Below are 25,874 nucleotides of genomic sequence, written 5' to 3'. Positions count from 1 at the left end.
TTAGAAGGTGTAGCGAGCTGATACCTGGGCACGCCGTGCGTTTGTGCCGTCCGGGAAGCCTGCCGATGCCGTGCCGACACCGGGGGTTGCGAGAATGTGGCCGCCGCCGCTGGCGTCATACGGTGTAATAGTGCCGTCGGCGTTGACGAACGCGGCCGTCGTCTGGACGGAAGTGATGGTGCTGTAGTTGAAGGCATTGAAGACCTCGAAGTTGAGGGTCACGCTCTGCTCTTTGGGTAGCCCGAAGACCTTTGTCAGGCGGGCATCGGTACGGATCGTCGTGCCGAGGTTGACGCTGCTGCGTGGCAGGAAGGGAACCCGCTGCGTTGCTGCGAACCCGATGCCGATGCCATCGAGCGTAGAGGTGGAGTAGGGATTGGCGAACGGCAGGCCGTTGATAACAGCCTGCGGATCGACACCTTGTGGCGTCGCGTAGGTTTCGATACCGGAGAACTGCCAGCCGTTTGCGGCGATGTTCATCAGCTTAGATCCGTAGCTGTGCTTCGGGACGGAGACAAGACCATTGAATACGAGACGATGGCGCTGATCGAGTGGCGAACGGCCTTTTTCAAACCGCGGATTGCCGTTGAAGACCGAGATCGGCGGATCGGTGTAGTAGATGTTGTCTGCGCCAGCTCCCTGGCCGAGATCGATCGCCTTTGACCATGTGTAGGCGAGCGAGGCCTCGGTGTAACGCGACTGGCGGCGATGCACGGTGAGCGCGAGGCCATCGTAGTAGAGACGGCCGCCGTTGTAGATGTGGTTGAGAACACCGTAACGCGGATCGTTGACGTTGTCGGTGTAGATCGGCGTGGTGTACGTTCCTGTCTGTGCGCCGGCGTTGTTGAGGATCCTGTAGGTATAGGTACTCGTCGGAGCTTTGACGTTATCGTCCTTGCGTGTGAGGAAGCCGACGCCATCGTTCCACAGATAAGAAGCTTCGAGGGTCGTCTTGTTGTCCATCTTCTGCTCGATCGTGAAGTCACCCTGCTCGGTATAGGGCGTCTTCAGGTTTGGATCAGCATACGTAACGTTGCTGCCGCTGCCGGAGATGTTCGTTGCAAGCAGATAGCCGGGGAAGGTTGGCGCACCTGGCGTACCCGTGGTGAAGAAGATCGTCTTCTGGATAACTCCGTTTCTCTGCTGCAGACGGATCACGCTGGCGGACGGGAGACGCGCATACGAGATGCCGAAGCCCCCACGCACGACCGTCGCTCCCTCGTTCATCGAGTAGGCGAAGCCAACACGCGGAGCGAAGTTGTTCTTAGGCTCGTTGAGCTTCGCGGTCGCCGGATAATCAGGATTGAGTGGAGGCTGGGTGAAGCGGTTGAACTCGTACCGCAGGCCGATGTTCAGGGTGAGCTTGTGATTGACCTGCCACTGGTCCTGCCCGTAGAAGTTGTAGTCGCGAACGATCGCCCTGGTGAGCAGCGGGCCGAACGCCTGGAGAAAGCCGGAATAGTGCTTTCCTGCGAGCGGATCGGTGTTGCTGGGGACGAGATCCTGAGCCCAGTCGGTAATGGAGCCGTAGAAGTACTCTCCTTTGGCGTAGAAGAGCGCGTTCTCAACGTCGCGCATGTAGTTCGTTTCGGCGCCAAACTTCAACTGGTGCTTCCTGACGGTCGTTGAGTAATTGTCAACGAAGAGAAAGCGGTCCTCCGATGGCTGAGAGTTTGGAATGTTGACCGAGAGGCCCAAGTTCGCAAGGCTCGAGACCGAGAGGCCGGAGACGAGGCCGTCAGAGGGAGCGAGGGATGGGTTTACCGACTGCTTCCGAGTGTCCTTGAACCATCCGAAGCGGAACTCGTTGACGGCCGTGTTCGAAACGACGTGCGTATAGGAGAAGCGAGCCCAGCGGGTAAGGTCAATCTGGTTGCCGTTCGGGTAGTAGCCTGAGCCGTCGTTGAGAGCACTGGCACTGACCGTTCCGTTGGGCGAGGCGAACTGCATGAGGTTGAAGTTCGCGCTGACACTGTCGCGGTCGGTAGGCCTGTAGTCGAGCTTGAGGAAGCCGATGTTCTCGTTGAGCTTGCGGGCAAGAAGGGCGAAGGTCCGCTGGATGTAGGCCTGTGCCGCGGCGCACTGGGCAGAGGTAGCGTGATCTGCGTCGGCAGTATTCGTGTCGCACGCTCCCGCGACCAGACTTCCGTTCGCATTGAGGTGCGCGTCACTGTAGGACGAGACAAGAGGACGGCTCTCGCGGGTCTCTTCGGTGTTGGCAAAGAAGAAGAGCTTTTCCTTGATAACCGGGCCGCCGACGCTTCCGCCGAACTGATGACGCCAGTTTGGCGGGTTGAATGCCTCGCCATTGGTGCCGATTGAGTAAGGATCCGTGGCGTTGAGCGTACGATTCTTGAAGAACTCGAAGGCCGATCCGTGGAAGTTGTTCGTACCGCTCTTTGTGAGCGTGTTGACGATGCCACCGGCAGCGTGGCCGAACTCGGCGGTATATCCCGAGGTGAGAACCTGGAATTCCTGCACAGCGTCCTGGCTAAGGGGGGAGAACGCACTTGTGCTCCCTGCGTTGTCCTGTCCCCACTGCTGGGTGACATCCATGCCGTCCTGAAGGAAGAGATTATTGCCTGGTACGCCGCGGAAGGTGACCTCACCGCCGGCTCCGTCGGTCGTAACCCCGGGAGTCAGAAGGACAAACTGGTCGGCGCGACGGCCGTTGATGGGCAGGTCGTTGATCTCCTGTTGCGAGACAAGCGCCGACACACCGGGATCGGTCGTGTTGATGTCCACCGCATTGCCTACGACCGTCACATCATTCGCGACACCGGCGAGAGCGAGCGTCACTGGGATGTTGATGATTTCACCGACGTGAACCACGATTCCGGTTGTCGTAGAGGGGGAGAAGCCAGAGACTTTCACGACAACGACGTACCCGTCCGCGGGGGGCAGGGAGGAGGTCTGGAAGACACCGTCGGACGATGAGAGCGTAGTTCTGATGATGCCGATCGATGTGTTCGAGATAGTGACTTCCGCCTTGGCGACTGTGGCGCCCGACGGATCGTGCACGGTACCGCTCAGGGCGCCAAGTCCGGCGAGGGATTGGGCGCTTGCCTCTGACCAGGAGTAACACAGCACAAGGAGCAATGCGAAGGACTGAATCAGGATCTGCCGAAGGTTACGGGCGAAGATCGGTGTCTTATGATGCGAATTGGTCATCAGGGAGAGCCTTTCAAAATCGATTCCATTGCTCAAAAAAGGGAGTGTGGAGCAAAGCAGTTCAGAATGCGCGTTCGAGACTGAGGAACGGCTCATGTGGAGCCTTTAAATACCAACGAGGAACGTCAATCTGACGGGTCCATGAGGTGGACCGCGATCAAGCAATTCGAAGTTAGACAAGTTTTGAACGCACTGCGTTATGCAGGGCTGTTGCCCTGATCGCTTTGCGTCCGGCTACAAACGCCAGCCAAAATAGGGAATATACGATTGATCAAAACACAACAATTGGGTTTGGTCCAATGATTTCTGGCTTCGGCTGCGGGAGCGCTTCGGGTTGCGCGCCCACACGCGGGTGGTGTCCCGCGTGTGCCTAGGTCGTGACTCGCAAGTTTCAGGATCTATCCGCTCGCGATCACAGCGAGAAGCGCCACACTCACCCAGGCAGCAACCCTAACTGTAACGATTCCGCAAAGGAAAGCTCGCTAAGAACCAGCCCGGAGTAGCTGGTTCTTCGCAAGTAACTCAAGCACGAGACGCTGCAGGCGTGAGTTCTCAAACTCCAGTTGAAGAATGCGATTCTCCACGGCGGACGCGGGCCAGGTCTTGTACGGAAGATCCGGTGAATCCTGATGAGCGGCTGACGGTGAACTGTGGACCAGCCTTGGGCCTGCTTTATACGTCGTGCGTTCGTTGTCATGCATAACAGCGAATCCTTCTCTGAGGTTCTTGATGCGTTAGACCTTACAGCGAAGTGCTAGACAGCGGTCTCCTGCTGGGGATTTTCTGGCGATGGCCTCTTCCAACACCCGCGGTGGCTGCGCATTCCAGCGCGAAAGCGCTCGCGCTCTTCGGGGGTCATCTGTTCCCAGCGTGCCTCCATGTGACGTTTCCATCCGCGTCCTCCAGAGTGACGATGGAAGCCTCCGAAGAGGAGCTTGCCGAGGATGAAAAGGCCCAGTGCCTGGGCGAACGTTACTGGCTTCAGGCCGAAGATGACTGGCATCAGCCAGTTCCAGAGGTGCATGATCACGTAGCCGAAGACGGCACTTGCGACCGCGACCATTATCAGGATCTTTCCTGCTTTGAATAGCTTGTACTGCCTCATGGTTCTTACCTCACTTCGCATCAAATCGTTCGTTCATGTCCGCCAGACGCTCCCGCAAGTGGAGAACGGCATAGCGTTTGCGCGAGAGAAGCGTGTTCACACTCACGCCGGTCTCGTCAGAGATGTCCTTGAAGCTTCGTCCCATCAATTCGTGGGCGATGAAGACTTCACGCTGGTTGTCGGGAAGCTCGTCCAGCGCTTCGTCGAGCGCGTCAAAGATCAGCGTTCGAGCGTAGACAGCATCCGGACCTGCGTCCTGCGATGGAATCAGATCCTCAAGTGCCTGCGAATCCTCGTCGCTGGAAATGGTGTCGTTCAGCGAGACGGACTTCTGTCTGCGGAAGAGATCTGTAATTCGGTTGCGTGCTACGCGATAAAGCCAGGCTGTGACCTGTTCGACTGGCTTTACCACGCGATAAGCCTGGATGAGTTCGTAGAAGACGTCCTGAAGGACGTCTTCGGCATCGCCGGTGTCGAGGACGCGTTTGCGGATGAAGCTTCGCAGGCGAGGTTCGTCGCGGCGCAATGCGTCGGCAATGAACTGGTCCTGCTCCGCGATCGTCCATTCCGGGATTGCCATTCCGCTCCTCATGAAGGTGTTAACGGACGAGACAGCGGAATATTGTATGGATCGGTGGAATTACTTTCTCCGTGCGGTTTGCCAAGCTTTTGCGTACTTCCAGCTTGTGTAAGTGGATTGATAGAGGTGCAGCAGGAGGCCTTCGCGTCCGTCGAGGAAGCCTAGTCGGAAGATGTAGTTCCAGAGGAAGGTCAGATACGGGATGATGAGGACGTTGGCGACGAAGGCGAGAGTTGAGCGACTGTCGCGATTGCTGCGAAGCAGGTGTTTCGCTCCGAGTGTGCTGTAGCGGTCCATGTGCTCGATGTAGGCTTCAAGCGTTGGATAGGCGTGATGGATGAGGTCGAAGTCGAGGGTTGAGGAATGGCCGTCGAAGGCGATGGTCTCGTGGACGAGTCGATCCTCGAACTGAGGGGTTTGGGTGAAGCCTGCGGTGTTGCGGCGAAAGAGGCGGAGTTTCGGGTCGGGGTAAAAGCCTCCGAAGCGAATCCATTTGCCCAGGAAAAGGTTGCGGCGCTTGAGGAAATAAGCGTCTGCTGGAGGGTTTGAAGGAATCAGGGTGGTGATTTGATCCTGGAGTTCGGGTGAGAGTTCCTCGTCGGCGTCAAGCGAGAGGATCCAATCTCCGGTGCAGTGAGAGATGGCGAGGTTCTTCTGGGCGGCGAAGCCGAGCCAGTTTTGATGGATGACGGTTGCATTGAAGGCTTCGGCGATTTTCACGGTTCGGTCAGCGGAACCGGAGTCGACGACTACGATCTGGTCGGCGAACTGAACGCTTGCAAGGGTTCGCGGAAGATTCTGCTCTTCGTTGCAGGTGATGATCGCGACGGAGACAGTCGGGCGCATGGCGGGTGGCCTCCTGATCGGCGTCTTTTTTCGGGTTAGGGAAGGGTGATCGTTGCGTCCTTGAGGTGTTCGCGGAGGAGGCGCTGGGTTAGGGGTTTAAGGGCTTCTCCGGTCTTGGGCAAGACGAAGTTGGTGGTTGCTTCCTCAAACTCGAGCTTGTAGCTGGTCGCCTGCGCGGAGATCCAGACCTGACGGATCGGCGTGTTCGGGGTGACGACGAACTTGGGCGATCCATCCTCGAAGATGATGTTCATGACTCCGTTGTTGTCTTCGAACTCGAAGACTCCGGACTCGTCTCCGGCGGTGATGAGGGACTGCTTGAGGGACTCGAGGGCGCGGTCGGACTCGCGGCGGAATGTGGACTCGTCGATCATTGGCTTAGTTTAGCGCGGCGATTTCGTTGCGGTCTTATCCGGGCGCACCCCCCCCTCCCATTGCCCGCGTCCAAGTCTTTTGTTTGCTTTGACTTAGACGCATCCTGCCACTGTAAATTACTCTAAACAAAAGACTTAGACGCAAATATTGGTAAAGAAAGAGTTTAGCTTCCTGAAAGAGACAAAACCCGCGACAGTGGTCGCGGGCTCTTTCTGATCTTCTTTAATTCTATCTGGTTCACCATAACTAAAAGGACATCGATTTTTCTCTTTGTTTTGAGTGAGTTAGGCCTTTTGGGGGCTTGACAAGTTTTTAGAGGGCTTCATCGGCGCTTGGTCCGTAGAGGGCGGGAACCTTTGCTTCGAGGAGGCGGTAGAAGACGGTGAGCTGACCGCGGTGGTGAGCGAGGTGGCACAGGCAGTTGTCGGCGATCGCCATGTAGCGTGGGTCTTCGGCGAGGACCTGTTCGCCCATGGTGATGCGCCAGGTCTTCATCAGATGATCGTCGGTGGTGGCGATGAGCGCGGCGCGGGACTTTGCGAGGCCTTCTTCGAGTTGCTCAAGAAGGCCGGCGCGGGTGATGTCGGAGTGCGTGCGCAGGCCTCCGTTGTCTGGCGTGCCGATATCGAGTTCGTCGGTCTCAATCATAAGGGCGATCCAGCCGGGCATCGTCGCGGAGAGAGAGGCGAGACTGCCAAGCTCCATGGAACGCTCGTGGGGCTTCCAGGTGTTGTTTCCTTCGGGAAGACGTTCGATGGCTTTGCGCGAGGCTACGGCTTCGCGGTCCAACAGCTTGAGCAAGAGTTCTTTCACTTCCATTGGGTCTCCTTCTTGGTCGGAGGCTTTTGCCTCACGAGTTCCAAGGTAAGAGCGCTAATATGCCACAGTGTGTCCTATTCCTCAAAAGAAACTAGCGGTATGAAAGCCGATCGACTTCTTTCAGCGCTGATGCTTCTGCAGGCTCACGGACGGCTCTCGTCGAGGGAGCTTGCGGAGCGGCTGGAGATCTCGGTGCGGACGGCGCACCGGGATATGGAGGCGCTGTGCGTGGCTGGGATTCCGGTGTCGGCGATGCGCGGGTACAAGGGCGGGTGGGAGCTGGAGCGGGGATGGCGGACGAAGGTTCCGGGGCTGGACGAGCACGAGCTGCGGGCCTTGCTGATGGCGCAGCCGAACACGCTTGGAGATCCGCAGATGGTGGCGGCGGCCGAGCGGGCCTACTCGAAGCTGCTGGCGGCGATGCCGGGAGCGATGCGGATGCGGGCGGCTTCGATCCAGGCGAGGCTGCATATCGATTCGAGCGGATGGCGCCCGCACTCGGAGGATCTATCGTCGCTGCCGGCGGTACAGGATGCGGTGGCGGCAGATGCGAAGATGACCTTCCTCTATACGAAGGCAGACGGAACGACCGGGCCGCGTACGGTGGATCCGCTTGGGATCGTGTGCAAGCAGGGGGTCTGGTACCTGGTGGCTCGGGCATCCGCAGGGTTGCGGACGTACCGGGTGGGGCGGATGCGGGACGCGGTGGCGCTTCCGCTGACGTTCGAGCGGCCGGCGGACTTTGATCTTGGACGCTATTGGAAGAACTCCATGGTGCGGCTGGATCCAACTGAGCAGAGGTATACGGCGCGGCTTGCGATGGAGGTTGCAGCGGCCTTGCACCTCCGGCGATGGTGTTCGATCACGACCGCAGCACTGCCGGATGGAACTCTAATTTCAGACGGATTCGAAGTGGTTGACGTAGTCTTCGAGAGCTTCGCGCAGGCTCACTTCGTGACGCTTGGATATGGCCCGCGGGCTTACGTGATTGGCCCGGAAGAGCTGCGGACGAAGGTAGAGGCCGATCTGGAGGCGGTACAAAGCGGCAGGGGCCGGTGACATGGCTCACAAAGGTAGATCGCGAAGCTCTCATTCATCCGGTCCGTTGTTCGACATGCGGACGATCGGCATTAAGCTGTTGCGTCTAAGATCACGTCTAGTGGAGATAACTCATGTCACGAGAACAAAGCATCGCTGCAGTCGAAGCCTATCTGGAGTGCTTTACGACCAAAGATCCGTCCAACCTCCCCTTCGCGGAAGACGTCACCTTTGAGGGCCCGCGCATGCCAAAGCTAACCGGGCGCTCCATGGTCCAAGGGTTCCTCACCCACATTCTACCGATGGTCAAGAGCGTTCAGCTTAAGAGGAACATCGTCGAAGGAGACTACGTCGCCACCATCTTCGACATGGAGACAGTTAGCGGAATCGATCACGTCTGCGACCAAATCCACATTGTTGACGGCAAGATTAAAGCAATCCACGCCTTCTACTACCCAGCCGAACCACCCGCAACCCAATCGACGTAGCCCTGCAGCCACATACGAAGGAGTTGGAATGGTGTCGTACCATATCGCATGTTTCCACGTCGCCGCTTCTTACTGAGTTCGCTTGCTCCTGCGGCGTTTGAAAGCCTTCCTGCAAACCTTCTCCGCGCTGCGGCGCCCGGTTGGATAGCCCTCCCGGCATGGAGACCGCGAGTCCTTGAAATCCACCAGATCGCCACGAATCGCGGCAACAGTACACTCCTGATCCTGCCCGAGGGCAACATGATGATTGTCGATGCGGGTGCGATTTATGGCGTCGCGCCGTATCTCAGCGAGCCGCTTCCTTCATGGCGATCATGTCGGCTATCTCCCGCCGGACGGACGTCTCTCTTCGGACGAAGCGTACCGTCTTGCAAGGGGCTTCCTGGCCCTATCTTTCCTAAAGACAGTCCGGGACTCTCCTCGTAGTTCTTCCAGAAGGGAGCGGGATATCCGATTCACTTTATCTCTTTGTGTCCGGGGAAGGAGTCCGTTTGCGTCGAGCCATGGCCTCGGCCAGCTTCGATCCGGGCGCGGGGGTCTCATCCAGGCCATCCGCCAACATGCGGGTGAGCCGAAGAAGCTGGTCGTAGTCGGCGCGGCACCAGTTGCGGAACATTCGCAACGCGAGACGCTCTCGCGCGGCATCGACGGCGTCTGTCGCCGCCCTGCCCTGTGGAGTCACGGTCGCTTCGCGGGTGCGGCGATCGGATGAAGCGGCGCGACGGGCGACGAGGCCGAGCTCTTCGAGACGCGCTACCTGGCGACTGACAGTGGTGTAATCGCGTCCGACGCGCGTGGCTACGTCGACAACGCCTATGGGGCCGTACTTGCTGATGAGCACGAGAAGCGGGAACAGGGCTCGTTCGAGGGTCAGGCCCGCGCTCTCGAGCATGGCCGCGTCGCGCTCGGGACTGTTGAAGATGCCGACGATGTCGAGGACCGAGCGGTGCAGGTCCGGTAACGACGACCGGATATGCGGATCGAACGATGCTTTCTTTGGCATGACGCAGGCCTTGCTCAACGTATGTACCATACACGCGTTTTCTTTTAGTTCACAGGTCGCCGAGGCACTTGGCCCATTCATGTGTATAGTACACATAATGTCTCTCGGAGGGGTCTATGACGCAGACACAAATACTTATCGCCCAGGCATACGCCGCCTTTAACGCTCGGGATATCGACGGGGCATTGGCACTGATGACGGAAGACGTGACCTGGCCGAAGGCATCGGAGGGTGGGAAGGTTGTCGGCAAGGAAGAGATCCGGGCGTATTGGACGCGGCAATGGGGCGAGTTCGATCCCCATGTTGAACCGCTTGCTCTAAGCGACGAAGAAGGAGGCAAGACCCGCGTCAGGGTGCACCAACTTGTGAAGAGCCTTCAAGGGGATGTGCTTTCGGACAGCGAGGTCGTTCACCTGTTCACTATCGGCAAGGGGCTTATCGCGGCGATGGATCTTGGGGACGAGGCCGATTCGAGCGCTGGTCCGTCTTCCGCATTCGCCCATCGATCTTAACGGCCGCCGCTAGTTGATCAAGTGTCTCGAAGAGTGTCATGCTTGGGGGATGACACGATCGATGCTGCTCTCCGTGAGCCTGATACTGGGAATGATGTGCTCCTCAGGGATGGCGCAGGAGAAGGGGATTTGGCGGGCGTCGAGTACGACGGCTAAGAGCATTACAGGCGATCTTGCGTTCTGGAACGAGAAACTCGTGATCAACTTCACGCCGTTTGTGTTTGCGCAGATTCGCACGCTGGAAGGGCCGGAGGTGACGGCGCTGTTTAACGGCGAAGGCGGCGCAGATGGGGTGGGGAACCTTTACCGGCTGAATACCATTCCCGCGGCGAAGGCATTTCTGCATAAGAACACGCTGTGTGGGCATGACGATACGCAGTGGTTCGCGACCTATGTTGTCGGCAAGAGCATGCAGCTTGCGTTCTTTTCCGGGGCGAAGATGCCTGTGTTTACTCCGGAGGCGATCGCGGATTCGACTAACCTTTGCGGGACTTTCTCGTATGTAAGGTGAATCCTGTTACTTGTTTCCGCTTAGCGAACCAAGGACATTGCTGATAAGTTTTTCACCCAAGAAGCCGAACGCGAAGGCGACAGTCAGAGAGTCTGCCTGCCCGACGCCTGAGACCAGGTGGATTTCCACAAACTTTGCCTGATAGAAGACGTAGCCGGCGAGTCCGATGCCTGCTCCGAAGAGCGAACGAGCGTTGGTAACGAACTGGTTGGCTACGCGTTCCGGAATTTTGCTATTACTATTGGCGTCCATCAGGGAGCCTGCCGTGCTGATGGCCGCTCCCAAGAGACCGAAGAAGAAGACCGCGCCTATCATCTGTGGGCTCCAGGGTGATGGAGTGTCGCAGGGATGCTTGGAGCCAAAGAAGATAAGCGGGAGAAGAAGAACCAGCGCGTAGGCGCATGTCCAGAGAAGGTGGTCAAGCTGCTCGCCGACCATCCAAATCTTGTGGTACTGGTTTGAGAAGTACTCATCCCGCAGGGCCATGGCCTGGATGATGCGTTCAGCGGTCAAGGGCTCGTGCTTGACGTCGAGGAGATTTGCGATGGCGTCGGCTCGCCAGGAGACAAGTTTCCTGGCTTCGGCTTTTACGACGAACGCCTGGATAGGCAGTTCGTCGGAGTCGAGGCCGTAGACGGCATGGCGTCTCGCGGCGTGAAGACAGACCCAGCCGCCCTCGAGGTCTATGTGCTCCTTATCGAGGAAGTAGGAGACTTCGTCCAGCTGCGCTTTGGCGGCGGCCAGCCACTCCATGTCTTGTGCTGGACTGCTGGTTTCAGCCTGGGGAGTGGTTGCGCCGCCCGATCGCTGGCGTATTTTTGCTAATGTGCGGTTGGCGAGCAGATCGAGCTCGATTTGATAGGTTTTATATTCGCGGTTGAGCCGGGCGTAGTCTCCCACTTGCTGAGAACGCAGCTTCCCGCGCCTGGAAGGCTTGCCCGGGGTGGGAGAGGATTCAAACATGGCTGACTCCTGGGAAGCCGCATGATAGCACGGGCATACGAGATGCAGCCTTGATGGCGAGACGTTCTGCAGATGCAGGTATCCGGATGACTCAAATATAGTCGTGTTCAAGGACGGCCACGATTATGGTTGGAGGTATGCAGATGGCTCGGGTGGGTTGGCGATTTCTCATGCTGGCCGGACTCCTGATAGGGGTAAGGCCGATGGTTTTAGCGCAGGCGGGGCCTGCGTTCGAGGTGGCAACGATCAAGCCGGCGGCGCCTTCGCCTGACGGGCATACACACATCATTTATCCGCCGGACGGGCGGTTCAGTGCGATCAACATTACGCTGGTGGCGCTCATGGAGTGGGCGTATGGGATGCCGTCGCGGCAGATCCTGGACGGCCCGGGGTGGCTGGGGTCGACGCGGTTCGATATCGAGGCGAAGTCCGACGAAGAGACGGATGGCAGAATTCGGAAGGGAAGCGGTGAGGAAGGGCGAGAGATCAAACGGGGAATGGTGCGGGCGCTGCTTGAGGAAAGGTATGAGATGAAGGTGCACACGGAGACTCGGGTGTTGCCGGCGTATGACCTGGTGGTGGCGAAGGGCGGTTCGAAGTTGCCGCTGACGAAGTCCGACGGAAAGACGATCGGGACGGGCCGGACGTACTTCCATGGGCAGGGGCTGACGGTGACGTTGATTGCGGAGCAGCTTTCACAGATTGCGGGGCGCGTCGTGGTTGATAAGACGGGGCTGTCAGAGCGCTACGACGTGAAGCTGGATTGGACGCCGGATAGCGCGATGGCAGGGGAGGATTCACCACCGCCATTGTTTACGGCGATCCAGGAGCAGCTTGGACTGAAGCTCGATGCGGCCAAGGAGCCGGTGCCAGTGCTCGTTGTCGACCATATCGACGCACCTTCGGCGAACTAAGGCTGGAGCACGTTGACGCCGGCAGGGGCGAAGTAGTCGATGAAGCCTTCGAGATCGCTCCTGGCCTGTTCGGATAGGTGATGGAACTCGACGCCGATCTGTCTTGGCTTGCGGGCGTGGCGAACGAAGCCGAGGACACGAAAGGCGAGGCTGTTGAGATCGAAGTGGAGCTCGATGACCTGCGATGGTGTGACCGGCAGAGGATCCTGCATCAGGATGAGGCAGCCGCTGATGCTGATATCGATGAGGGAACCGGGCAGGAATGGGCCTGAGAGGTTGCAGCGTACCGTCACGGTTCCACCGCTGTAGCCAACCCGAACGTGTCGCCGACCGCCGAATTCAGAGCCTTCCATCGCGCTACTCCCTTGCACCGTTCGGAGCTATGCAGAGTGTAATCGGCAAATGTCATTCGCAAAGGGCTCTGACTACAACGAAAGCCGCACTTTAGCGTGCGGCTTTCGTTGTTTGAACCATATTGGGAAATGGTCTAGAAGGGAATGTCGTCGTCGGTGATGCCGGTATCACCATAGTCGGGGGTGGTGGCTGGCTGGCGCTGATCGTAGCTGGTGGAGCTTGGCTTGGAGTAGCTGTTGCGGGTCTCGCCTCCGTAGCTTCCTCCTTCGGAGGCTCCGCCACCCTTGCTGCCGAGGAGTTGGAGGTCGTTGACGAGGATCTCGGTACGGTACTTCTTCTGGCCGGACTCCTTGTCGTCCCAGGAGCGGGTCTGGATTTTACCCTCGATGTAGAGCTGTGTGCCCTTTTTGACGTAGTCGCGAACGATCTCGGCGGTGCGCTGGAAGGCGACGAGGTTGTGCCATTCGGTCTTGTCGGTCCAGTTGCCCTGAGCGTCTTTCTGGCGGTCGGCGGTGGCGAGGGTGAAGCTCGCGACCTGCATGCCGCCGGCCGTGGCGCGGATCTCGGGATCTTTGCCGACGTTGCCGAGGAGGATTACTTTGTTGACGCCTTTTGCCATTGCTTCGCTCCGTGTTTCGTCTGAGAGGTTGAGGATAGCAGACGGCGGGATGTGGGAATGGGGGTGGAATTACTGGTAGACGATATGAATTTGCTGAGGAGTTGCGCTGTTGGGAAAGTGGAGGAGCAGGGTCTGGGGGCTTTGCTGGTACTGGCCGGAGGCGATGGGGGTGCCATTGAGGGTGATCTCCTTGACGGGGCTGGTCGAGAAGATGCGGGCTACGGCTTCGGTCGAGTCGATGCCCTCTGCGTCGAAGGTGAGGCTTGAGGGGGTGGACTGCTCGTGGGTGATCTTGGCGGAGGCGACCAGGACCCTGGGGGCTGAAGGCTTGATTTGATTTGTGTCGAGGAGGAGGGCGCGGGTTCCGGGATGTATGGACAGCGAGGGGGACTCGGCGAGATTGGGGTCGAAGAGGTTGATGAGGTTGCCGGTTACGGTGACTGGGGTGACGGCTTCGTCTTCGAGGCCGGCGGCGATGACGTAGGGGCCTCGGCGCAGGACGAGAGCGTTGGTTTGCTTCAGGGTGAGGTGGATGGGTTTGGCGGCCTGCTGGAGGAGGATGTTGATGGTCCCAGGGCCGGAGGGAGAGTGTGCGAGAGCGGTGGGGCTCTGGGCGGAGAAGAGGACGTAACCTTTGCCTGCGCGGTGAAGGCCCTCGGCGTTGGGGCTCAGGCCCAGGGTTCGGAAAAGATGCTCGCGCGGAGTGGCGAAGTGGTTGGGGGCAGCGTTCCACCAATCATGGGCGAGGTTATAGGGATCCTTGTCGTCGTCGAGGACGATGAGGGCTCCTCCGGCTCGGACCCATGCGGCCAGAGCAGTGTGGAAGGCGGGAGTTGGCGGCTTCTGGCCCTCGTAGGTGAGGAGAAGGATCTTGTATGGCTTGAGAAAGTTGCTGGATGTTGTTGATGTAGCGCTTTCTATCTGCACGGGCTCCACAGGCATACCGCGCATGATCAGAGGGAGAGCGAGGCCGTAGAAGTTTCCGAGGTTCTCGTCGGATGGAGTGGGGGCGGCACGCTGGAACATGAGGGTGTCGGAGACGAGGATGCCGATTCCCTGGGTTCCGGCGGACTCCCAGTGGATGGCGTCTGCGGGCTGGTCCATGTGGCCGAGGGCGTGGAATACGGTCTGAAGTTCGGTTTCGTAGGACCTGGGGATGAGGGACTTTTCGGTGGCGTCGTCGGACATGAGGTGGAAGCCCTTGGGGCCAAAGATGCGGTCGGGCCAGGGGAGAACCTCGTAGCGTGAGACGACGGGTTGGAGCAGAGAGGCGGTGAGGGTGCTCTCCCAGTTGCGTCGATAGTCGACCCAGGAGTGGTTGGGATTGTCCTCGATAGGATCGTTGAGGTACCAGATTGGCTTGCCGGAAGAGCGAGCGATGTTCTGCAATGCGCCGTATTCGAGAAAGGCGGTTTCGAAGGTGCGCTCTTTCGTGACGCCCTGGTAAGTGTTGACGGCGCGGGAGGTTCCGGTCCAAACCTGGGCGATGTAGCCGTCGGCACCAACGTTGAGGAGGGAAGACTCGGGGCTGACGATCTGCCACTGGGCGTAGTTGATGAGGGAGTGGGTGGCGACGTAGCAGTGAATGCGGCGGTGATTGGCTGCGGCGTAGATCCTGACGGAGGCGAAGACCTGGGCGAGGGCTCGCTGGTAGAGGAAGTATTTAAGTTTGGAGGCGCGGTACTGTGCGTCCGCGGAGGCGTCGGGAGCTTGCCAGGGTTCGTGGTAATACCGCTGCCACTCGTTCTTGAAGGCGTCGCTCCAGCCGGCGCGGGCCCAGAACTCGGGTTCCTCAAGATAGATGGCCTCGGCCCCGGCGTCGAGGGCGGCTTCCACTCCCTTTGCCAGGTAGTTTCCGTAGGAGATCGTCGGGGAGATGTAGGGAACTTCGCGGCCGCTGTGGAGGATGAGCTTGCCGGACTTCTCCTGCTGGGTCTCGTTCCAGTGCTCCTTGCCGTCGAAGTCGCCGCGCAGATAGGGGGCGTAGCGACCCCAGGCGACGCCGGTCATAACGGTGACGTGATAGCCGTGGTCTCGCCAGGACTTGATGCGGGAGGCTGTGGTGTCATCGATGCCGTAGACCATGACGGTGTCGGCGTTGATGTTCGTGCGGGGAGACCAGGGGTGATCGGTCTGGAAAAGGAGATGGCTGTCGGGCGGCGCCTGCGAGTGGGCTTTGGTTGCGGCGAGGGATAGGATCAGGAGGACGCTGAGGGCGAGGCGATTGGGTTTCATCGTTGGCGTTAGATTATCTGCTGATCAGCAGAACGGAAATGTGTAACGAACCGGCAGCTTCCCGCACACTACATCCAATGCTGCGAGCGAAACGTTTTCTTGTCTGAAAGATGCAAAAGTAGTCCTGCGTTTGCAATGCAGGTGCAGAATAGAGAACGTTCTGCGTCGAAGGCGGGCTTTGCTGCGTCCAATCGGAAGGAAAACAGAAAATACTTATGACCACTTCTTCAGATTTCAGCGTTCCCCGTGTGCCCCGGTTCTCCAGTCTGCTGGCGATCGGGCTGATGTTGACTTCACTCGGCGCGTGTGCAGGCGCTCAAACCGGGGCCAAGGGCGAAAGCGAAACGCTGGTTGCGACCAACGACGTTAGTTCGAGCCTTCCCGACTCGCCGGATGCGGGGCTGATCGATCAGGGGCCGACGGGCCAAGGCGCAACGGCTCCGCCGGTCTCAAACACGCCTTCGAAGCGTGTTCTTGGGATCATTCCGAACTATCGCTCGGTGGGAGTTGGGGCTCAGCTTCCTCCACAGACGATTCGTAATAAGTTCACAACCGCGGCGTCTGACACGATTGATCCGTCGGCGTTTGCGCTGGCAGCGCTTCTTGCGGGATATAACGATGCCCGGGCCGCCACGCCAGAGTTCCACGGTGGCGCGGTTGCTTATGGCCGCTACTTCTGGCACTCGCTTGCCGATCAGTCGATTGAGAATATGTCGGTCGAGTTCCTCGTGCCGGCTCTGACCCACGAGGACACGCGGTACTACACACTCGGCACGGGCGGAAAGAAGAAGCGCCTCGAGTACTCCTTGACGCGGATCTTTATCACGCGCGCGGACTCCGGCAAAGAAACGGTCAACCTGAGCGAACTTCTTGGCGCGGGACTAGCGGCGGGGGTGTCCTCACGTTATTACCCGGTGAGCCAGAGGGACGCGGGCAGTGTTCTCCAGCAGTATGCGCTCAACCTGGGGATCGATGCCGCGAGCTATGCGCTGCGTGAGTTCGATAACGACATCTCACGGGCATTCAGCAGGAAACACGATCAGTAACGGTCAGGCATTCTGGCTCCCCGGGAGTGGCTTCCGGGGAGCCATTTTCTTTTGGGGCAGAGGATGCGGTGCTGGGTGCATCGAATGGTGAAGCGGAGGGTGGTGCGGATGTCGACGCGGCTCGGGACGATGTTGGGCTTGATAGTATTGCTGGCCTTGGGGCAGGTATCGCATGGTCAGACCGTGACGGCTGTGCCCATGCTGGACCTGACCAAGTTCACGGGGAACTGGTACGAGATTGCGCGTCTTCAAACCAAGCGGGACAAGGTGTGCGACCACGACTCGGTGGTGCTGGTTGCGCTTGGGGACAAGAAAGACAGCCTCCAGTTTGTGATTGCGTGCCAGACAAAGAAGGGCTTCACGCAGGTGCGGAACGAGAGTGGCAAGCCCGCAGAGAAGACGGGAAGCGGCAAGTTGAAAGTGACGACTCTTTGGCCTTTCTCGCGGAAGTATTGGGTGCTTGCGGTGGATCCGAACTATGACTGGGCGCTGGTGGGGAGCCCGAATCACAAGGAGCTTTGGGTTCTGGCGCGGGCGGGGACCATGGATACCGGTTTGCTGGCGAATATCGAGGGGAAGGCTTTGGCGGAAGGCTTCAACACGGCCAAGTTGATTGCCACTCCGCAGACGAGGCGGTATCAGATCTACTAACTTAGTCTTCGCGGTGGCGGTCGCCGACGAACTTCAGTGCTGCCAGGGCGAGGGTGAGGGTACCGGTGGGAAGACAGCCCATCGCGACCATCAGGCAGAGCCAGCCGGGATTCGTATGCGGGCCCTGACGGGTGACGCCTCCGAAGGCGAAGAGCATCAGCGCGGCGGAGACGACTCCGGTGCCGAAGATCCAGAGGCCGGTACGGAGGAGGATGCGGGTGTCGGAGCGTAACGGCATCTATCGGTAGCTCGCGAGCATGGCATACACGATGACACCGGTGACGGAGACATAGAGCCAGATGGGGTAGGTGTAGCGGGCGATTTTTCTATGCAGTGGGAAACGACCTGTCAGCGAGAAGAAGAAGGTGATGAGGATCATCGGGAGAGCGATGACGGACAGGAGGATATGCGATATGAGGAGGGCGAAGTAGAAGGGGCGGATGGGGCCGGTGCCGTGGAAGTGGGCGTCGCCGTGCAGGGCGTGGTTGGTGATGTAGGAGACGAGGAAGAGGGACGAGAAGACGAATGCCACGAACATGCTGTTGCGGTGCAGGGTGATGGCGCGGCGGCGGATGAAGGACAGGCCGAAGAGCAGGGCCACGGTGCAGCAGGTGTTGAGGACGGCGTTGAGCGCGGGAAGGAAGGCAAGCTGGGTTCCGGCGACGTCGGACGGCTGGTGGTAGTAGACGAGCCAGGCGAGGAAAAGGCTTGCGATCGCGCTTACGCCGACGATCCCGACGACGATCGAGAGAGGGGTGCGGGAAGGCGTGATGGGGAGGCTTTGGGTGGGCATGAGATCTTTCTGGCGTGGTTCTCTAAAACAGCAGGCGGCCCTGGGCGTTGAGCATCATGGCGGCCAGGAGCAGGGGTAAATAGATGACGGAGAAGCGGAGGAGTTCGCGGGCAGGGACGCGCGAGGAGGGAAGCTCGGGGCTGCGGGTGATACGGGCAAAGCGAACGGTGTAGACGAGGTAGCCGATGGAGAGGATGGTCGCGGCGATGGCGTAGGGGATGCCGGTGATGCCCAGGGCGGTGGGCCAGAGGGAAACGGGGATCATGATGACGGCGTAGAAGAGGGCCTGGATGACGGTGGAGCGGGCGGCCCATCGAATGTTGGGCAGGGTGGGAGTGAGGCGGACGCCGGCGGATCGGTAGTCGTCGCGGTACATCCAGCCGATGGCCATGAAGTGGGGGAACTGCCAGACGAAGAGGATGGCGAAAAGGGCGACGGCGGGCCACTCGATGACGCCGCGGACGGCGGTCCAGCCGATGAGGGGTGGGAGGGCTCCGGGGAAGGCTCCGATGAAGGTGTTGATGACCGTCACGCGCTTGAGGGGGGTGTAGATGGCGACGTAGCTGATGGCCGTGAGGAGCGTCAGCATGCCGGTGATGGGGTTGGTTTCGAGGGCGAGATAGAGGGAGCCGAGGAAGACGGCGAGGAAGCCGAGGATGAGTCCGTGGGCGAGGCCGATGCGTCCGGCGGCCATGGGGCGGTCGGCGGTGCGGCGCATGAGGCCGTCGGTGCGGCGCTCGAGGGCCTGGTTGAGGATGCTCGAGCCGGCGGTGACGATCGCGATACCGGCGAGAGCCTGGATGAGGCCTGCGTGGAAGGGCGAAATACCGCTGCGGAGGCTGCCGAGGTAGAAACCGGCTCCGGCGGTGATGACGACCATTGTGGATACGCGCGGCTTCAGCAGGGCAACGTAGTCCGCTGCGAGGGTGTGCGGCTTCGCGAGGATCTGATCGGTTGTCGCGGAGATGGCCACAGGCTTCTAGGATAACGCGCGTTTGGCTTCTGCGGCGTTGATGCTGCGGGCGTTCGGGCAGACTCGTTCGTCCGGTTACCAATGTTCGGTTTTACCGAGGCTGGAAGGGCTTAGTCTTGAATATCGCGTCTGCTGAGAGGTTTGCGAAGAGGGTACCTGGTGATGATGGGAGATTTGGGCGCGATGCAGAGTGTGGAGTTTGAACCGAGTAACCCGTTTTCCGCGCCGAGTGCGCTGCCGTTTCAGGCTCCGGCCTTCGACCGGATCAAGGACGAGGACTACCTCCCGGCGATCGAGGCTGGGATGGAGGAGCAGAGGCGAGAGATTCGGGCTATCTCCGAAAGCTCCGATTCGCCTACGTTCGAGAATACGATTGTTGCGATGGAGCGGACCGGGCGACTGTTTGCCCGGGTGATGTCGGTGTTTGGCGCGGTTGCCGGGGCGAATACCAACGACCTGATTCAAGCCGTGCAGGAAGAGATCGCTCCGAAGCTGGCGGCGCATGGGGATGCCATTTATCTCGATGCGAAGCTGTTTGCGCGTGTGGATGCGGTGTTTGCGCAGCGGGCGTCGCTTGGGCTGGATGCAGAATCGCTGCGCCTGCTGGAGGTGACGCATGAGGACTTCGTTCATGCTGGCGCGAAGTTGACGGACGACCAGAAGGCTCGGATCACGAAGCTGAATGAGGAGGAGTCGACGCTGCAGAATGCATTTGCGACGAAGCTTCTGGCGGCGAATAAAGAAGGTGCGTTCCATACGCTCAATCGCGAGGTGCTGGCGGGGTTGAGTGAGGCACAGATCGCCAGAGCCGCCGAGGTTGCGAAGGAACGTGGGGTCGAGGGGTATGTGCTTGTGCTGCACAACACGACGCAGCAGCCGGTTCTTGCGGACCTGACGAACCGGGAGACGCGGCGGGCAGTCTTCGAGCAGGCGTGGAACCGGACGGAGCGGGGTGGTGAGACGGACACGCGAGCGATCGTGACCCGGCTGGCGGCGCTGCGAGCGGAGAAGGCGGCATTGCTTGGCAAGGCGAGCTACGCGGAGTGGAAGCTTGAGAACCAGATGGCCAAGGCCCCGGGGGCGGCGGGCAAATTCCTGGACGGACTTGTGGCCGAGGCGACCGGGAAGGCACGGAGCGAGGCGGCGGAGATTCAAGCTCTGATCGATGCGCAGGGTGGTGGATTTGAGCTTGAGCCCTGGGATTGGGAGTTCTATGCCGAGCAGGTGAGGAAGGCCCGCTTCGATCTCGATGAGGCGGAGGTGAAGCCTTATTTCGAGGCGTACCGCGTGCTCGAGGATGGGGTGTTCTTCGCGGCTTCGGGGCTCTACGGGCTTCGCTTCGAGGAGCGGAAGGACCTCCCTTTGTATCACCCGGATATGCGGGTGTTTGAGGTTTTCGACGACGCGGGCAAGACGCTGGCGCTGTTCTACGTCGACTTCTTCAAGCGGGATAACAAGCGGGGCGGGGCATGGATGAGCGAGTTCGTCGGGCAGTCGAAGCTGCTTGGGACGATTCCGGTGGTCTATAACGTCTGCAACTATCCGAAACCTGCTCCGGGAGATCCCGGGCTGATCAGCTTCGATGATGTGATCACGATGTTCCATGAGTTCGGGCACGGGCTGCATGGGATTCTGTCGAACGTAATGTATCCGAGTCTGGCGGGGACGTCGGTGCCTCGGGACTTCGTCGAGTTTCCTTCTCAGTTCAACGAGCATTGGGCGCTGTATCCGGAGGTGTTCGCGAACTATGCGCGACACTACGAGACGGGCGCGGCGATGCCGGAAGAGATGGCGCGGAAGCTCCGGGAGGCGGAAGCTTTCAACAAAGGGTATCAGCAGACCGAAGTGCTGGCGGCGGCGCAGCTCGACATGCAGTGGCACACGCTGGCGGCGGGGGTTGGGGTCGAGGATCCGGGTGGATTTGAGCGGATGGCGCTCGAGAAGAAGACGCTGGCGCTGAAGGAGATTCCGCCGCGGTATCGGTCGAGCTACTTCGCGCATATATGGGGTGGGGGCTATGCGGCTGGGTACTATGCGTATCTGTGGAGCGAGTCGCTTGAGATGAATGCGTTTCAGTGGTTCGAGGAGCATGGCGGCTTGACGCGGGAGAACGGGCAGAGACTGCGGGAGATGGTTCTTTCGCGGGGGAATAGCGAAGATCTGGAGGGGATGTACCGGCGGTGGATTGGTAAGGATGTCGTGATGGGCGCGGCGCTTGAGGGGCAGGATTTGGGTAGGGCCGAAGAGTAGGCCGAAGGCGATTTGCGGAGCAAGGTTCTGCGCACAACGAAGAACAGCTATGCTGTTGCGTATGAAAAAGGCCTTTGTTCTCGCTGCCCTGGGTTTCTCTCTCTTCGTGTCTTTCGCTTCCGCACAGACGGCGAACACGCTCACGCCGAAGGAAAAGGCTGATGGCTGGCGACTGCTCTTCGACGGAAAGACGACCGACGGCTGGAGGAGTGCGCGTGGGGGTGGCTTTCCGACAACCGGTTGGGCGGTGAAGGACGGCACCATCACGGTGACGGAGACGGGTGGGGAAGAGTCGGGCAACGGCGGCGACATTGTGACGACGCGGGTCTACTCGGACTTTGAGTTGTCGGTGGATTTCAAGACGTCTCCGGGAGCGAACTCGGGGATCATGTACTTCGTCGACCTGGACCTGATGCCGTGGAAGAATGGCCACGGCTCCCCCATTGGGTTCGAGTACCAGATACTGGACGACGCGCTGCACCCGGATGCGAAGCGAGGCAAGAATGGTGACCGCACCGTTGCTTCGCTGTATGACATGATTCCGGCCGCTGCCGACAAGCCGATCAAGCCTGTCGGCGAGTGGAACACGGCCCGGATCGTGGTGCGCGGGAAGCATGGCGAGCACTGGCTGAACGGGGCGAAGGTGCTGGAGTACGACCGCGACTCGCCGGAGTTCAAGGCGATCCTTGCGGAGAGCAAATACCACGTTTTCCCGAGCTACGGTCAGTCGGCGAGTGGATACCTCCTGCTGCAGGACCATGGGTTTCCGGTTTGGTTCCGGAATATTAAGATTCGGGAGACGAAGGAAAACACGGCGGGGGAGTAAGACATCTTGATAGGTAACGACGTCGCGGGTTTAGACCGAGTTGCTTATGGTGGACGCGGATATACGTTACTTACTCCAACTAATCGTCCCTCCTACGTCTGTGGATGAAAGGTCGTTCCCAGCGCCTCGTACAGTGTCTTGGACCGCTCCGGTACGTTGATTTCGTCAATTGGCTTCGTCTTTTTTGACGCAAGGAGCCACCAGGCGATTGGAGCCTGGCTCTTGTCGTAACCGGCGTCCTCCATCAGGAACAAACTTACCCGGCTCCTTTGTCTCTGCTGAAGAAGCAGAAGATGGGCTCCAACTTGTGCGGTAGTAAGGGTCGTTGCCAGCGAGAACCCAGGGATGAGGAGTCCGGCCCCGGCACCCACTGCATCTGCGGCGAGCAACTTCTGCTTCGCAGGCGCAAAGCGGAACTCGCCCTTCTCAATGGCTCCAGCCATGTAGTCGGCGATCACTGCCGCAAGCTGCGAGTCGTCTGTCAGCCGTTCGACTGCCGTCCTCTGAATGAGGATCACTCCGCTTGGGAGTGTGATACCTGAGAACGAACCATGATCGTCGATCAATTGAAAGCGAAACTCTATCTTCGTCTCATCGCTTGCTGGCAGCGATCGCTGGTACGCGGGAATCAGACTCTTGCCAATCCGATCAATCCTCTCCTGCATCGGTTTGTCCACATAGGCCGGAATGCGCCGCGGGTCCATCCCAAGCACGTGTTTACTCAAGAAACCCTGCCTGTCACCGTCGTCGATCTCTGCCGGGTCGTATTCGTTCTTCTCCCGAAGTTTGTCTTCCGATGCGTTGATTAAGTTCGTGCTCAATAGCGCGTGGTCCACAATGACTTGCCCGGACTTATCCCGTGCGCCGTGATATTCGATCCAGAGATTTGTGTCGAGGTCGCCGATTGAAGCTAATGGAGGGCTGAACGTCAGTTTGGTCTTGTTCGTCAACCGAAGCAGGTAGCCATCCGCACGCACTATCCGGACTCCGGCGCCATCTGCCTCCTTTCCCTGCGGGAGACGATCGATGATCGCTCGACCGCTCACGTCGGAGTTTCCGGCCTGAAGGACGATTCGTTCGGCGAGGACACTATGCTTCTTACCCAGCTTACCGAATACGTCGATCCTCTCTCCGAGGTATGGAGGGTAAGGATTCGTCCGCGTCACCATCTGTAAATTCGGGCCGAAGACTCGGTTAAAGACGGTGCTCGGGCCGAGCTGGACCTTGTATCCGTTAACCGCGAACGCACCAGAGGCATCGAGCCACGTCACGTATCCGGACGCGACAGGGATATTCGGATCTGCTTCGGCTCTCGCTTCAAAGGGCAGCATCAATGCAAAAAGGAAGAGCAGAAAAAGATCGTAAAACGTCGATTTGGTCATGCCATAAAGAGTCTAACCGCAAGCAGCCCTTCTAGAAGTGCAGCGGCGAGAAGCTTAGTGCGCTTCGAGCTCGATGTGCTTCTGCACTGGTGGGCGCTTGAGGAAGAAGACCAGCGGGAGCATGCAGAGCATGATGCCGCAGAGCATGCGGAACTGGTCCATATAGGCGAGGAGAAGGGCCTGGCGCTGCATCTGGGTGTAGAGGAGGGCGAGGGCGTGGTAGCGGTTGTCGGCGGCGGCTCCGGGGGCTGCCACCTGCGCGGCGACGAACTGCTGGACGGCTCCGCTCGATGAGGTCAAGTTGCGGCCTATGGTCTGCTGGAAGAGCTGCGCGCGGCGCTGGAGCATGGTGCTGACGAGCGCGATGCCGAGGCTTCCGCCTTCGTTGCGGACGAGGGCGTAGAGGCCTGCGCCCTGCGAGCTTTCGGTTTTGGGGATGAAGCGGAAGACCATAGTGCTGACCGGGACGGTGATGAGTCCGAGGCCGAGGACCTGCACGATGCGGGGGACGATCAGGTTCATCTCGGCGACGTCCAGGTTCATCGACGACATCCACCAGCAGGAGGAGGCGATGAGGATCATGCCGGAGAAGACCATCTTGCGTGGGTCGTAGCCCTTCGTCAGGACGTAGCCGACGATCGGGACTTCGAGCATGGTGAAGAGGCCGGAGGGTGAGAGCGCGAGGCCGGAGGTGGTGGCGTCGTAGCCCATCATCTGCTGCATGTAGAGGGGCAGGAGGTAAGTCGTCGCGTAGAGGACCGCGTAGAGGCCGAGGATGATGAGACAGCAGAAGAGGAAGTTGCGCTCCTTGAGCAGGCGCAGGTTGACGACGGGAGCCTTGACGTGGAGCTCCCAGAGGATGCAGCCGGTGAGCGAGATGACGCAGATGATGGCGAAGGTGACGATGAAGGGCGAGCCGAACCAGTCGAGCTCCTGGCCCTTGTCGAGAATGATCTCGAGGGTGGCAAGGCCGATGGCGATGAAGCCGAGACCGGGCCAGTCGACCTTCTGGGTGCGGGCCTTGGCCTTGGCTTCCTTCATGTGGGGCGGATCTTCGAGGACCATGCGCGTGAGGAAGACGCAGATCATGCCGACGGGGATGTTGATGTAGAAGATCCAGCGCCAGGAGTAGTTGTCGGTGATCCAGCCGCCGAGGGTGGGGCCGAGGACGGGGGCTACGAGGATGGCCACGGTGTAGAGCGCCATGGCCATGCCGCGTTTCTGGGGGGAGAAAGTATCGGCGAGGATGGCCTGGACGGAGGGTTGGAGACCACCGCCGGCGAGACCCTGGGCGACACGAAAGAGGATCAACATGCCCAGGGTGGGAGCGAGACCGCAGAGGGCGGAGAAGACGGTGAAGAAGAAGACGGAGATAAGGTAGAAGTTCTTGCGGCCCATGAGGGAGGAGAGCCAGCCGCTGATGGGGAGGACGATGGCGTTGGCGACGAGATAGCTGGTGAGGACCCAGGCGCCCTCGTCCTGCGAGGCGGAGAGGCTTCCGGAGATGTGAGGGAGCGCGACGTTGGCGATGGAGGTGTCCAGGACCTCCATGAAGGTGCCGATGGTGACGACGAGGGCGACGATCCAGGGGTTGAAGACGCGCGGCTCGGGGGTGCGCTCGTTGTCGAACGGGGGCGCGATGTCGCGCAGGGAATCCTCGGCGGGGACGAGAGCGGGTTCTTCGAGTACGGTGGTCATAGTGTCAGGGCGGGTATTGTGACCTGCTGTTCTCTTTGATGACTGGTGAGTCATCTGGATGCAGTTTATCCTTGTGTCGATGACGACCGCAATCGATCCGGACAGGAAGCAGAAGATGGTAGTGGAGTTTCGGCGTGGCGAGATCCTGGCCGCGGCGACGCGGGTCTTTGGGGAAAAGGGCTTCGAAGCAACGAAAATGGAAGAGATTGCGGCGGCGGCAGGGGTCGCGAAGGGAACTCTCTACCTCTACTTTGAGTCAAAGGACGAGGTGTACGTCACGACGGTGGAGCGTGCGCTGGCTGAGGTGGCGGCGCTGACGGCAGAACACGTGGAGCGGGAATCGACAGTGGCGGGAAAGCTGGCGGCGTTTGTGCGAGTGCGGATCGCGTTTTGGGATGAGCAGCAGACGCTTTACCGAGTCATCCTGAACTCGAGTCGGGATGGGGAGCATCGGGCGCGGAGCATCGGGTGGCAGAGGGTGGTGGTGGTTTATCTAGCTTCGATCTTTGAGGAAGGGGCGCGGGCCGGGGAGATTCCGGAGCAGGACTATGCCGCGGCGGCGTGGGCGGTCATGGATGCGATTCGCGGGGTCAATGAGCGGAGGGTCTTCTCCGAGGGGCGCGGGGCGGAGGAAGACACGCGCTTTCTTACTGAATTCCTGTGGGCGGGATTGAGGGCCGGGACTGGTATTTAGCCGCGTGACGGGCAAAAGGAATGCCTCA

At 59.7% G+C, this 25,874-nt stretch carries 26 protein-coding genes; 10 read left to right on the top strand and 16 right to left on the bottom strand.

What is annotated here, in order from left to right; genetic code table 11:
• From GRAN_RS15570 to GRAN_RS15545, 6 genes are all read right to left on the bottom strand, one after another.
• Positions 1-3,171 carry a TonB-dependent receptor gene (locus tag GRAN_RS15570; protein ID WP_161570999.1) on the bottom strand — a complete coding sequence of 1,057 codons (3,171 nt, stop codon included), beginning with the start codon at positions 3,169-3,171 and terminating at the stop codon, positions 1-3.
• 754 nt (positions 3,172-3,925) lie between these two features.
• Positions 3,926-4,276, bottom strand: a complete 351-nt coding sequence (locus tag GRAN_RS15565; protein WP_128913899.1) for a periplasmic heavy metal sensor — start codon at positions 4,274-4,276, stop codon at positions 3,926-3,928.
• 10 nt (positions 4,277-4,286) lie between these two features.
• Positions 4,287-4,856: an RNA polymerase sigma factor gene (locus GRAN_RS15560; RefSeq protein ID WP_128913898.1), complete on the bottom strand. Its 570-nt coding sequence runs from the start codon at positions 4,854-4,856 to the stop codon at positions 4,287-4,289.
• Between the two features lie 60 nt (positions 4,857-4,916).
• Positions 4,917-5,702: a glycosyltransferase family 2 protein gene (locus GRAN_RS15555; protein ID WP_128913897.1), complete on the bottom strand. Its 786-nt coding sequence runs from the start codon at positions 5,700-5,702 to the stop codon at positions 4,917-4,919.
• Between the two features lie 35 nt (positions 5,703-5,737).
• Positions 5,738-6,076 (bottom strand): iron donor protein CyaY, encoded by a 339-nt coding sequence (gene cyaY / locus GRAN_RS15550; protein WP_128913896.1) that lies wholly within the window; start codon positions 6,074-6,076, stop codon positions 5,738-5,740.
• Between the two features lie 313 nt (positions 6,077-6,389).
• Positions 6,390-6,896, bottom strand: coding sequence for a DinB family protein (locus tag GRAN_RS15545; protein WP_128913895.1), 507 nt, complete (start codon positions 6,894-6,896; stop codon positions 6,390-6,392).
• Between the two features lie 99 nt (positions 6,897-6,995).
• On the opposite strand from GRAN_RS15545, the gene GRAN_RS15540 reads away from it, so the two are divergent.
• Complete coding sequence (locus GRAN_RS15540; RefSeq protein ID WP_128913894.1) at positions 6,996-7,955, top strand: helix-turn-helix transcriptional regulator; 960 nt, start codon at positions 6,996-6,998, stop codon at positions 7,953-7,955.
• 113 nt (positions 7,956-8,068) lie between these two features.
• Positions 8,069-8,422 carry a nuclear transport factor 2 family protein gene (locus tag GRAN_RS15535; RefSeq protein ID WP_128913893.1) on the top strand — a complete coding sequence of 118 codons (354 nt, stop codon included), beginning with the start codon at positions 8,069-8,071 and terminating at the stop codon, positions 8,420-8,422.
• A 460-nt stretch (positions 8,423-8,882) separates the two neighbouring features.
• Here the strand turns inward: GRAN_RS15535 and GRAN_RS15530 are convergent, their stop codons facing one another.
• A complete protein-coding gene (locus GRAN_RS15530) occupies positions 8,883-9,425 on the bottom strand; it encodes a MarR family winged helix-turn-helix transcriptional regulator (RefSeq protein ID WP_128913892.1) in 543 nt (180 codons plus the stop codon).
• Between the two features lie 116 nt (positions 9,426-9,541).
• Here GRAN_RS15530 and GRAN_RS15525 point away from each other — a divergent pair, with 116 nt between their 5' ends.
• Both GRAN_RS15525 and GRAN_RS15520 read left to right on the top strand, forming a co-directional pair.
• Positions 9,542-9,937: a nuclear transport factor 2 family protein gene (locus GRAN_RS15525; protein ID WP_128913891.1), complete on the top strand. Its 396-nt coding sequence runs from the start codon at positions 9,542-9,544 to the stop codon at positions 9,935-9,937.
• A gap of 49 nt (positions 9,938-9,986) precedes the next feature.
• A complete protein-coding gene (locus GRAN_RS15520) occupies positions 9,987-10,448 on the top strand; it encodes a hypothetical protein (RefSeq protein ID WP_128913890.1) in 462 nt (153 codons plus the stop codon).
• 6 nt (positions 10,449-10,454) lie between these two features.
• Here the strand turns inward: GRAN_RS15520 and GRAN_RS15515 are convergent, their stop codons facing one another.
• Positions 10,455-11,411: a hypothetical protein gene (locus GRAN_RS15515; protein ID WP_128913889.1), complete on the bottom strand. Its 957-nt coding sequence runs from the start codon at positions 11,409-11,411 to the stop codon at positions 10,455-10,457.
• 137 nt (positions 11,412-11,548) lie between these two features.
• Here GRAN_RS15515 and GRAN_RS15510 point away from each other — a divergent pair, with 137 nt between their 5' ends.
• A complete protein-coding gene (locus tag GRAN_RS15510; RefSeq protein ID WP_161570998.1) occupies positions 11,549-12,325 on the top strand; it encodes a TIGR03435 family protein in 777 nt (258 codons plus the stop codon).
• Here GRAN_RS15510 and GRAN_RS15505 read toward each other — a convergent pair.
• The 3 genes from GRAN_RS15505 to GRAN_RS15495 form a co-directional block, all read right to left on the bottom strand.
• Positions 12,322-12,678 (bottom strand): PilZ domain-containing protein, encoded by a 357-nt coding sequence (locus GRAN_RS15505; RefSeq protein ID WP_128913887.1) that lies wholly within the window; start codon positions 12,676-12,678, stop codon positions 12,322-12,324. The genes GRAN_RS15510 and GRAN_RS15505 overlap by 4 nt on opposite strands.
• A 134-nt stretch (positions 12,679-12,812) precedes the next feature.
• On the bottom strand, positions 12,813-13,298 hold the full coding sequence (locus GRAN_RS15500) for a single-stranded DNA-binding protein (protein WP_128913886.1): 486 nt from the start codon (positions 13,296-13,298) through the stop codon (positions 12,813-12,815).
• A gap of 69 nt (positions 13,299-13,367) precedes the next feature.
• Positions 13,368-15,533, bottom strand: a complete 2,166-nt coding sequence (locus GRAN_RS15495) for a hypothetical protein (RefSeq protein WP_192898021.1) — start codon at positions 15,531-15,533, stop codon at positions 13,368-13,370.
• A 215-nt stretch (positions 15,534-15,748) separates the two neighbouring features.
• Here GRAN_RS15495 and GRAN_RS15490 point away from each other — a divergent pair, with 215 nt between their 5' ends.
• Both GRAN_RS15490 and GRAN_RS15485 read left to right on the top strand, forming a co-directional pair.
• A complete protein-coding gene (locus GRAN_RS15490) occupies positions 15,749-16,579 on the top strand; it encodes a hypothetical protein (protein WP_128913885.1) in 831 nt (276 codons plus the stop codon).
• 108 nt (positions 16,580-16,687) lie between these two features.
• Positions 16,688-17,230 (top strand): lipocalin family protein, encoded by a 543-nt coding sequence (locus GRAN_RS15485; protein ID WP_161570997.1) that lies wholly within the window; start codon positions 16,688-16,690, stop codon positions 17,228-17,230.
• A 1-nt stretch (position 17,231) separates the two neighbouring features.
• Here the strand turns inward: GRAN_RS15485 and GRAN_RS15480 are convergent, their stop codons facing one another.
• Genes GRAN_RS15480 through cyoE form a run of 3 tightly spaced genes read right to left on the bottom strand, consistent with a single transcriptional unit; the run spans position 17,232 to position 18,996 of the window.
• A complete protein-coding gene (locus tag GRAN_RS15480; RefSeq protein WP_128913883.1) occupies positions 17,232-17,468 on the bottom strand; it encodes a hypothetical protein in 237 nt (78 codons plus the stop codon).
• The gene (locus tag GRAN_RS15475) at positions 17,469-18,023 is read right to left on the bottom strand and encodes a DUF420 domain-containing protein (protein WP_128913882.1); all 555 of its coding nucleotides are present in this window, start codon (positions 18,021-18,023) and stop codon (positions 17,469-17,471) included.
• 22 nt (positions 18,024-18,045) lie between these two features.
• Positions 18,046-18,996: a heme o synthase gene (gene cyoE / locus GRAN_RS15470; RefSeq protein WP_128913881.1), complete on the bottom strand. Its 951-nt coding sequence runs from the start codon at positions 18,994-18,996 to the stop codon at positions 18,046-18,048.
• Positions 18,997-19,158: 162 nt separating this feature from the next.
• On the opposite strand from cyoE, the gene GRAN_RS15465 reads away from it, so the two are divergent.
• Together GRAN_RS15465 and GRAN_RS15460 are read left to right on the top strand one after the other, a co-directional pair.
• On the top strand, positions 19,159-21,246 hold the full coding sequence (locus GRAN_RS15465) for a M3 family metallopeptidase (RefSeq protein WP_128913880.1): 2,088 nt from the start codon (positions 19,159-19,161) through the stop codon (positions 21,244-21,246).
• Between the two features lie 49 nt (positions 21,247-21,295).
• On the top strand, positions 21,296-22,072 hold the full coding sequence (locus GRAN_RS15460) for a 3-keto-disaccharide hydrolase (protein WP_128913879.1): 777 nt from the start codon (positions 21,296-21,298) through the stop codon (positions 22,070-22,072).
• A 92-nt stretch (positions 22,073-22,164) separates the two neighbouring features.
• On the opposite strand, the gene GRAN_RS15455 is transcribed toward GRAN_RS15460, so the two are convergent.
• A complete protein-coding gene (locus tag GRAN_RS15455; RefSeq protein ID WP_128913878.1) occupies positions 22,165-23,454 on the bottom strand; it encodes a hypothetical protein in 1,290 nt (429 codons plus the stop codon).
• Between the two features lie 54 nt (positions 23,455-23,508).
• A complete protein-coding gene (locus GRAN_RS15450) occupies positions 23,509-25,152 on the bottom strand; it encodes a DHA2 family efflux MFS transporter permease subunit (protein WP_161570996.1) in 1,644 nt (547 codons plus the stop codon).
• Positions 25,153-25,210: 58 nt separating this feature from the next.
• Here GRAN_RS15450 and GRAN_RS15445 point away from each other — a divergent pair, with 58 nt between their 5' ends.
• Positions 25,211-25,846: a TetR/AcrR family transcriptional regulator gene (locus GRAN_RS15445; protein WP_161570995.1), complete on the top strand. Its 636-nt coding sequence runs from the start codon at positions 25,211-25,213 to the stop codon at positions 25,844-25,846.
• Positions 25,847-25,874: the final 28 nt, after the last annotated feature.

Origin of the sequence: Granulicella sibirica, from assembly GCF_004115155.1 — a bacterium.
Taxonomy (GTDB): Bacteria; Acidobacteriota; Terriglobia; order Terriglobales; family Acidobacteriaceae; genus Edaphobacter; species Edaphobacter sibiricus.
The sequence above is the reverse complement of the archived record's forward strand: the minus strand, read 5'-3'. Positions and strand labels throughout refer to the sequence as shown.

Excerpts from the sequence above, each read along its gene's own strand:
- GRAN_RS15475 (WP_128913882.1), bottom strand. The coding sequence starts at position 18,023 with ATGCCCACCCAAAGCCTCCCCATCACGCCTTCCCGCACCCCTCTCTCG.
- GRAN_RS15460 (WP_128913879.1), top strand. The coding sequence starts at position 21,296 with ATGCTGTTGCGTATGAAAAAGGCCTTTGTTCTCGCTGCCCTGGGTTTC.
- GRAN_RS15505 (WP_128913887.1), bottom strand. The coding sequence starts at position 12,678 with ATGGAAGGCTCTGAATTCGGCGGTCGGCGACACGTTCGGGTTGGCTAC.
- GRAN_RS15515 (WP_128913889.1), bottom strand. The coding sequence starts at position 11,411 with ATGTTTGAATCCTCTCCCACCCCGGGCAAGCCTTCCAGGCGCGGGAAG.
- GRAN_RS15520 (WP_128913890.1), top strand. The coding sequence starts at position 9,987 with ATGACACGATCGATGCTGCTCTCCGTGAGCCTGATACTGGGAATGATG.
- GRAN_RS15555 (WP_128913897.1), bottom strand. The coding sequence starts at position 5,702 with ATGCGCCCGACTGTCTCCGTCGCGATCATCACCTGCAACGAAGAGCAG.
- GRAN_RS15485 (WP_161570997.1), top strand. The coding sequence starts at position 16,688 with ATGTCGACGCGGCTCGGGACGATGTTGGGCTTGATAGTATTGCTGGCC.
- GRAN_RS15500 (WP_128913886.1), bottom strand. The coding sequence starts at position 13,298 with ATGGCAAAAGGCGTCAACAAAGTAATCCTCCTCGGCAACGTCGGCAAA.
- GRAN_RS15495 (WP_192898021.1), bottom strand. The coding sequence starts at position 15,533 with ATGAAACCCAATCGCCTCGCCCTCAGCGTCCTCCTGATCCTATCCCTC.
- GRAN_RS15465 (WP_128913880.1), top strand. The coding sequence starts at position 19,159 with ATGATGGGAGATTTGGGCGCGATGCAGAGTGTGGAGTTTGAACCGAGT.
- GRAN_RS15445 (WP_161570995.1), top strand. The coding sequence starts at position 25,211 with ATGCAGTTTATCCTTGTGTCGATGACGACCGCAATCGATCCGGACAGG.
- GRAN_RS15565 (WP_128913899.1), bottom strand. The coding sequence starts at position 4,276 with ATGAGGCAGTACAAGCTATTCAAAGCAGGAAAGATCCTGATAATGGTC.
- GRAN_RS15450 (WP_161570996.1), bottom strand. The coding sequence starts at position 25,152 with ATGACCACCGTACTCGAAGAACCCGCTCTCGTCCCCGCCGAGGATTCC.
- GRAN_RS15490 (WP_128913885.1), top strand. The coding sequence starts at position 15,749 with ATGACCACTTCTTCAGATTTCAGCGTTCCCCGTGTGCCCCGGTTCTCC.
- cyaY (WP_128913896.1), bottom strand. The coding sequence starts at position 6,076 with ATGATCGACGAGTCCACATTCCGCCGCGAGTCCGACCGCGCCCTCGAG.
- GRAN_RS15510 (WP_161570998.1), top strand. The coding sequence starts at position 11,549 with ATGCAGATGGCTCGGGTGGGTTGGCGATTTCTCATGCTGGCCGGACTC.
- GRAN_RS15455 (WP_128913878.1), bottom strand. The coding sequence starts at position 23,454 with ATGACCAAATCGACGTTTTACGATCTTTTTCTGCTCTTCCTTTTTGCA.
- GRAN_RS15540 (WP_128913894.1), top strand. The coding sequence starts at position 6,996 with ATGAAAGCCGATCGACTTCTTTCAGCGCTGATGCTTCTGCAGGCTCAC.
- GRAN_RS15545 (WP_128913895.1), bottom strand. The coding sequence starts at position 6,896 with ATGGAAGTGAAAGAACTCTTGCTCAAGCTGTTGGACCGCGAAGCCGTA.
- GRAN_RS15560 (WP_128913898.1), bottom strand. The coding sequence starts at position 4,856 with ATGGCAATCCCGGAATGGACGATCGCGGAGCAGGACCAGTTCATTGCC.
- GRAN_RS15535 (WP_128913893.1), top strand. The coding sequence starts at position 8,069 with ATGTCACGAGAACAAAGCATCGCTGCAGTCGAAGCCTATCTGGAGTGC.
- GRAN_RS15530 (WP_128913892.1), bottom strand. The coding sequence starts at position 9,425 with ATGCCAAAGAAAGCATCGTTCGATCCGCATATCCGGTCGTCGTTACCG.
- GRAN_RS15480 (WP_128913883.1), bottom strand. The coding sequence starts at position 17,468 with ATGCCGTTACGCTCCGACACCCGCATCCTCCTCCGTACCGGCCTCTGG.
- GRAN_RS15525 (WP_128913891.1), top strand. The coding sequence starts at position 9,542 with ATGACGCAGACACAAATACTTATCGCCCAGGCATACGCCGCCTTTAAC.
- GRAN_RS15570 (WP_161570999.1), bottom strand. The coding sequence starts at position 3,171 with ATGACCAATTCGCATCATAAGACACCGATCTTCGCCCGTAACCTTCGG.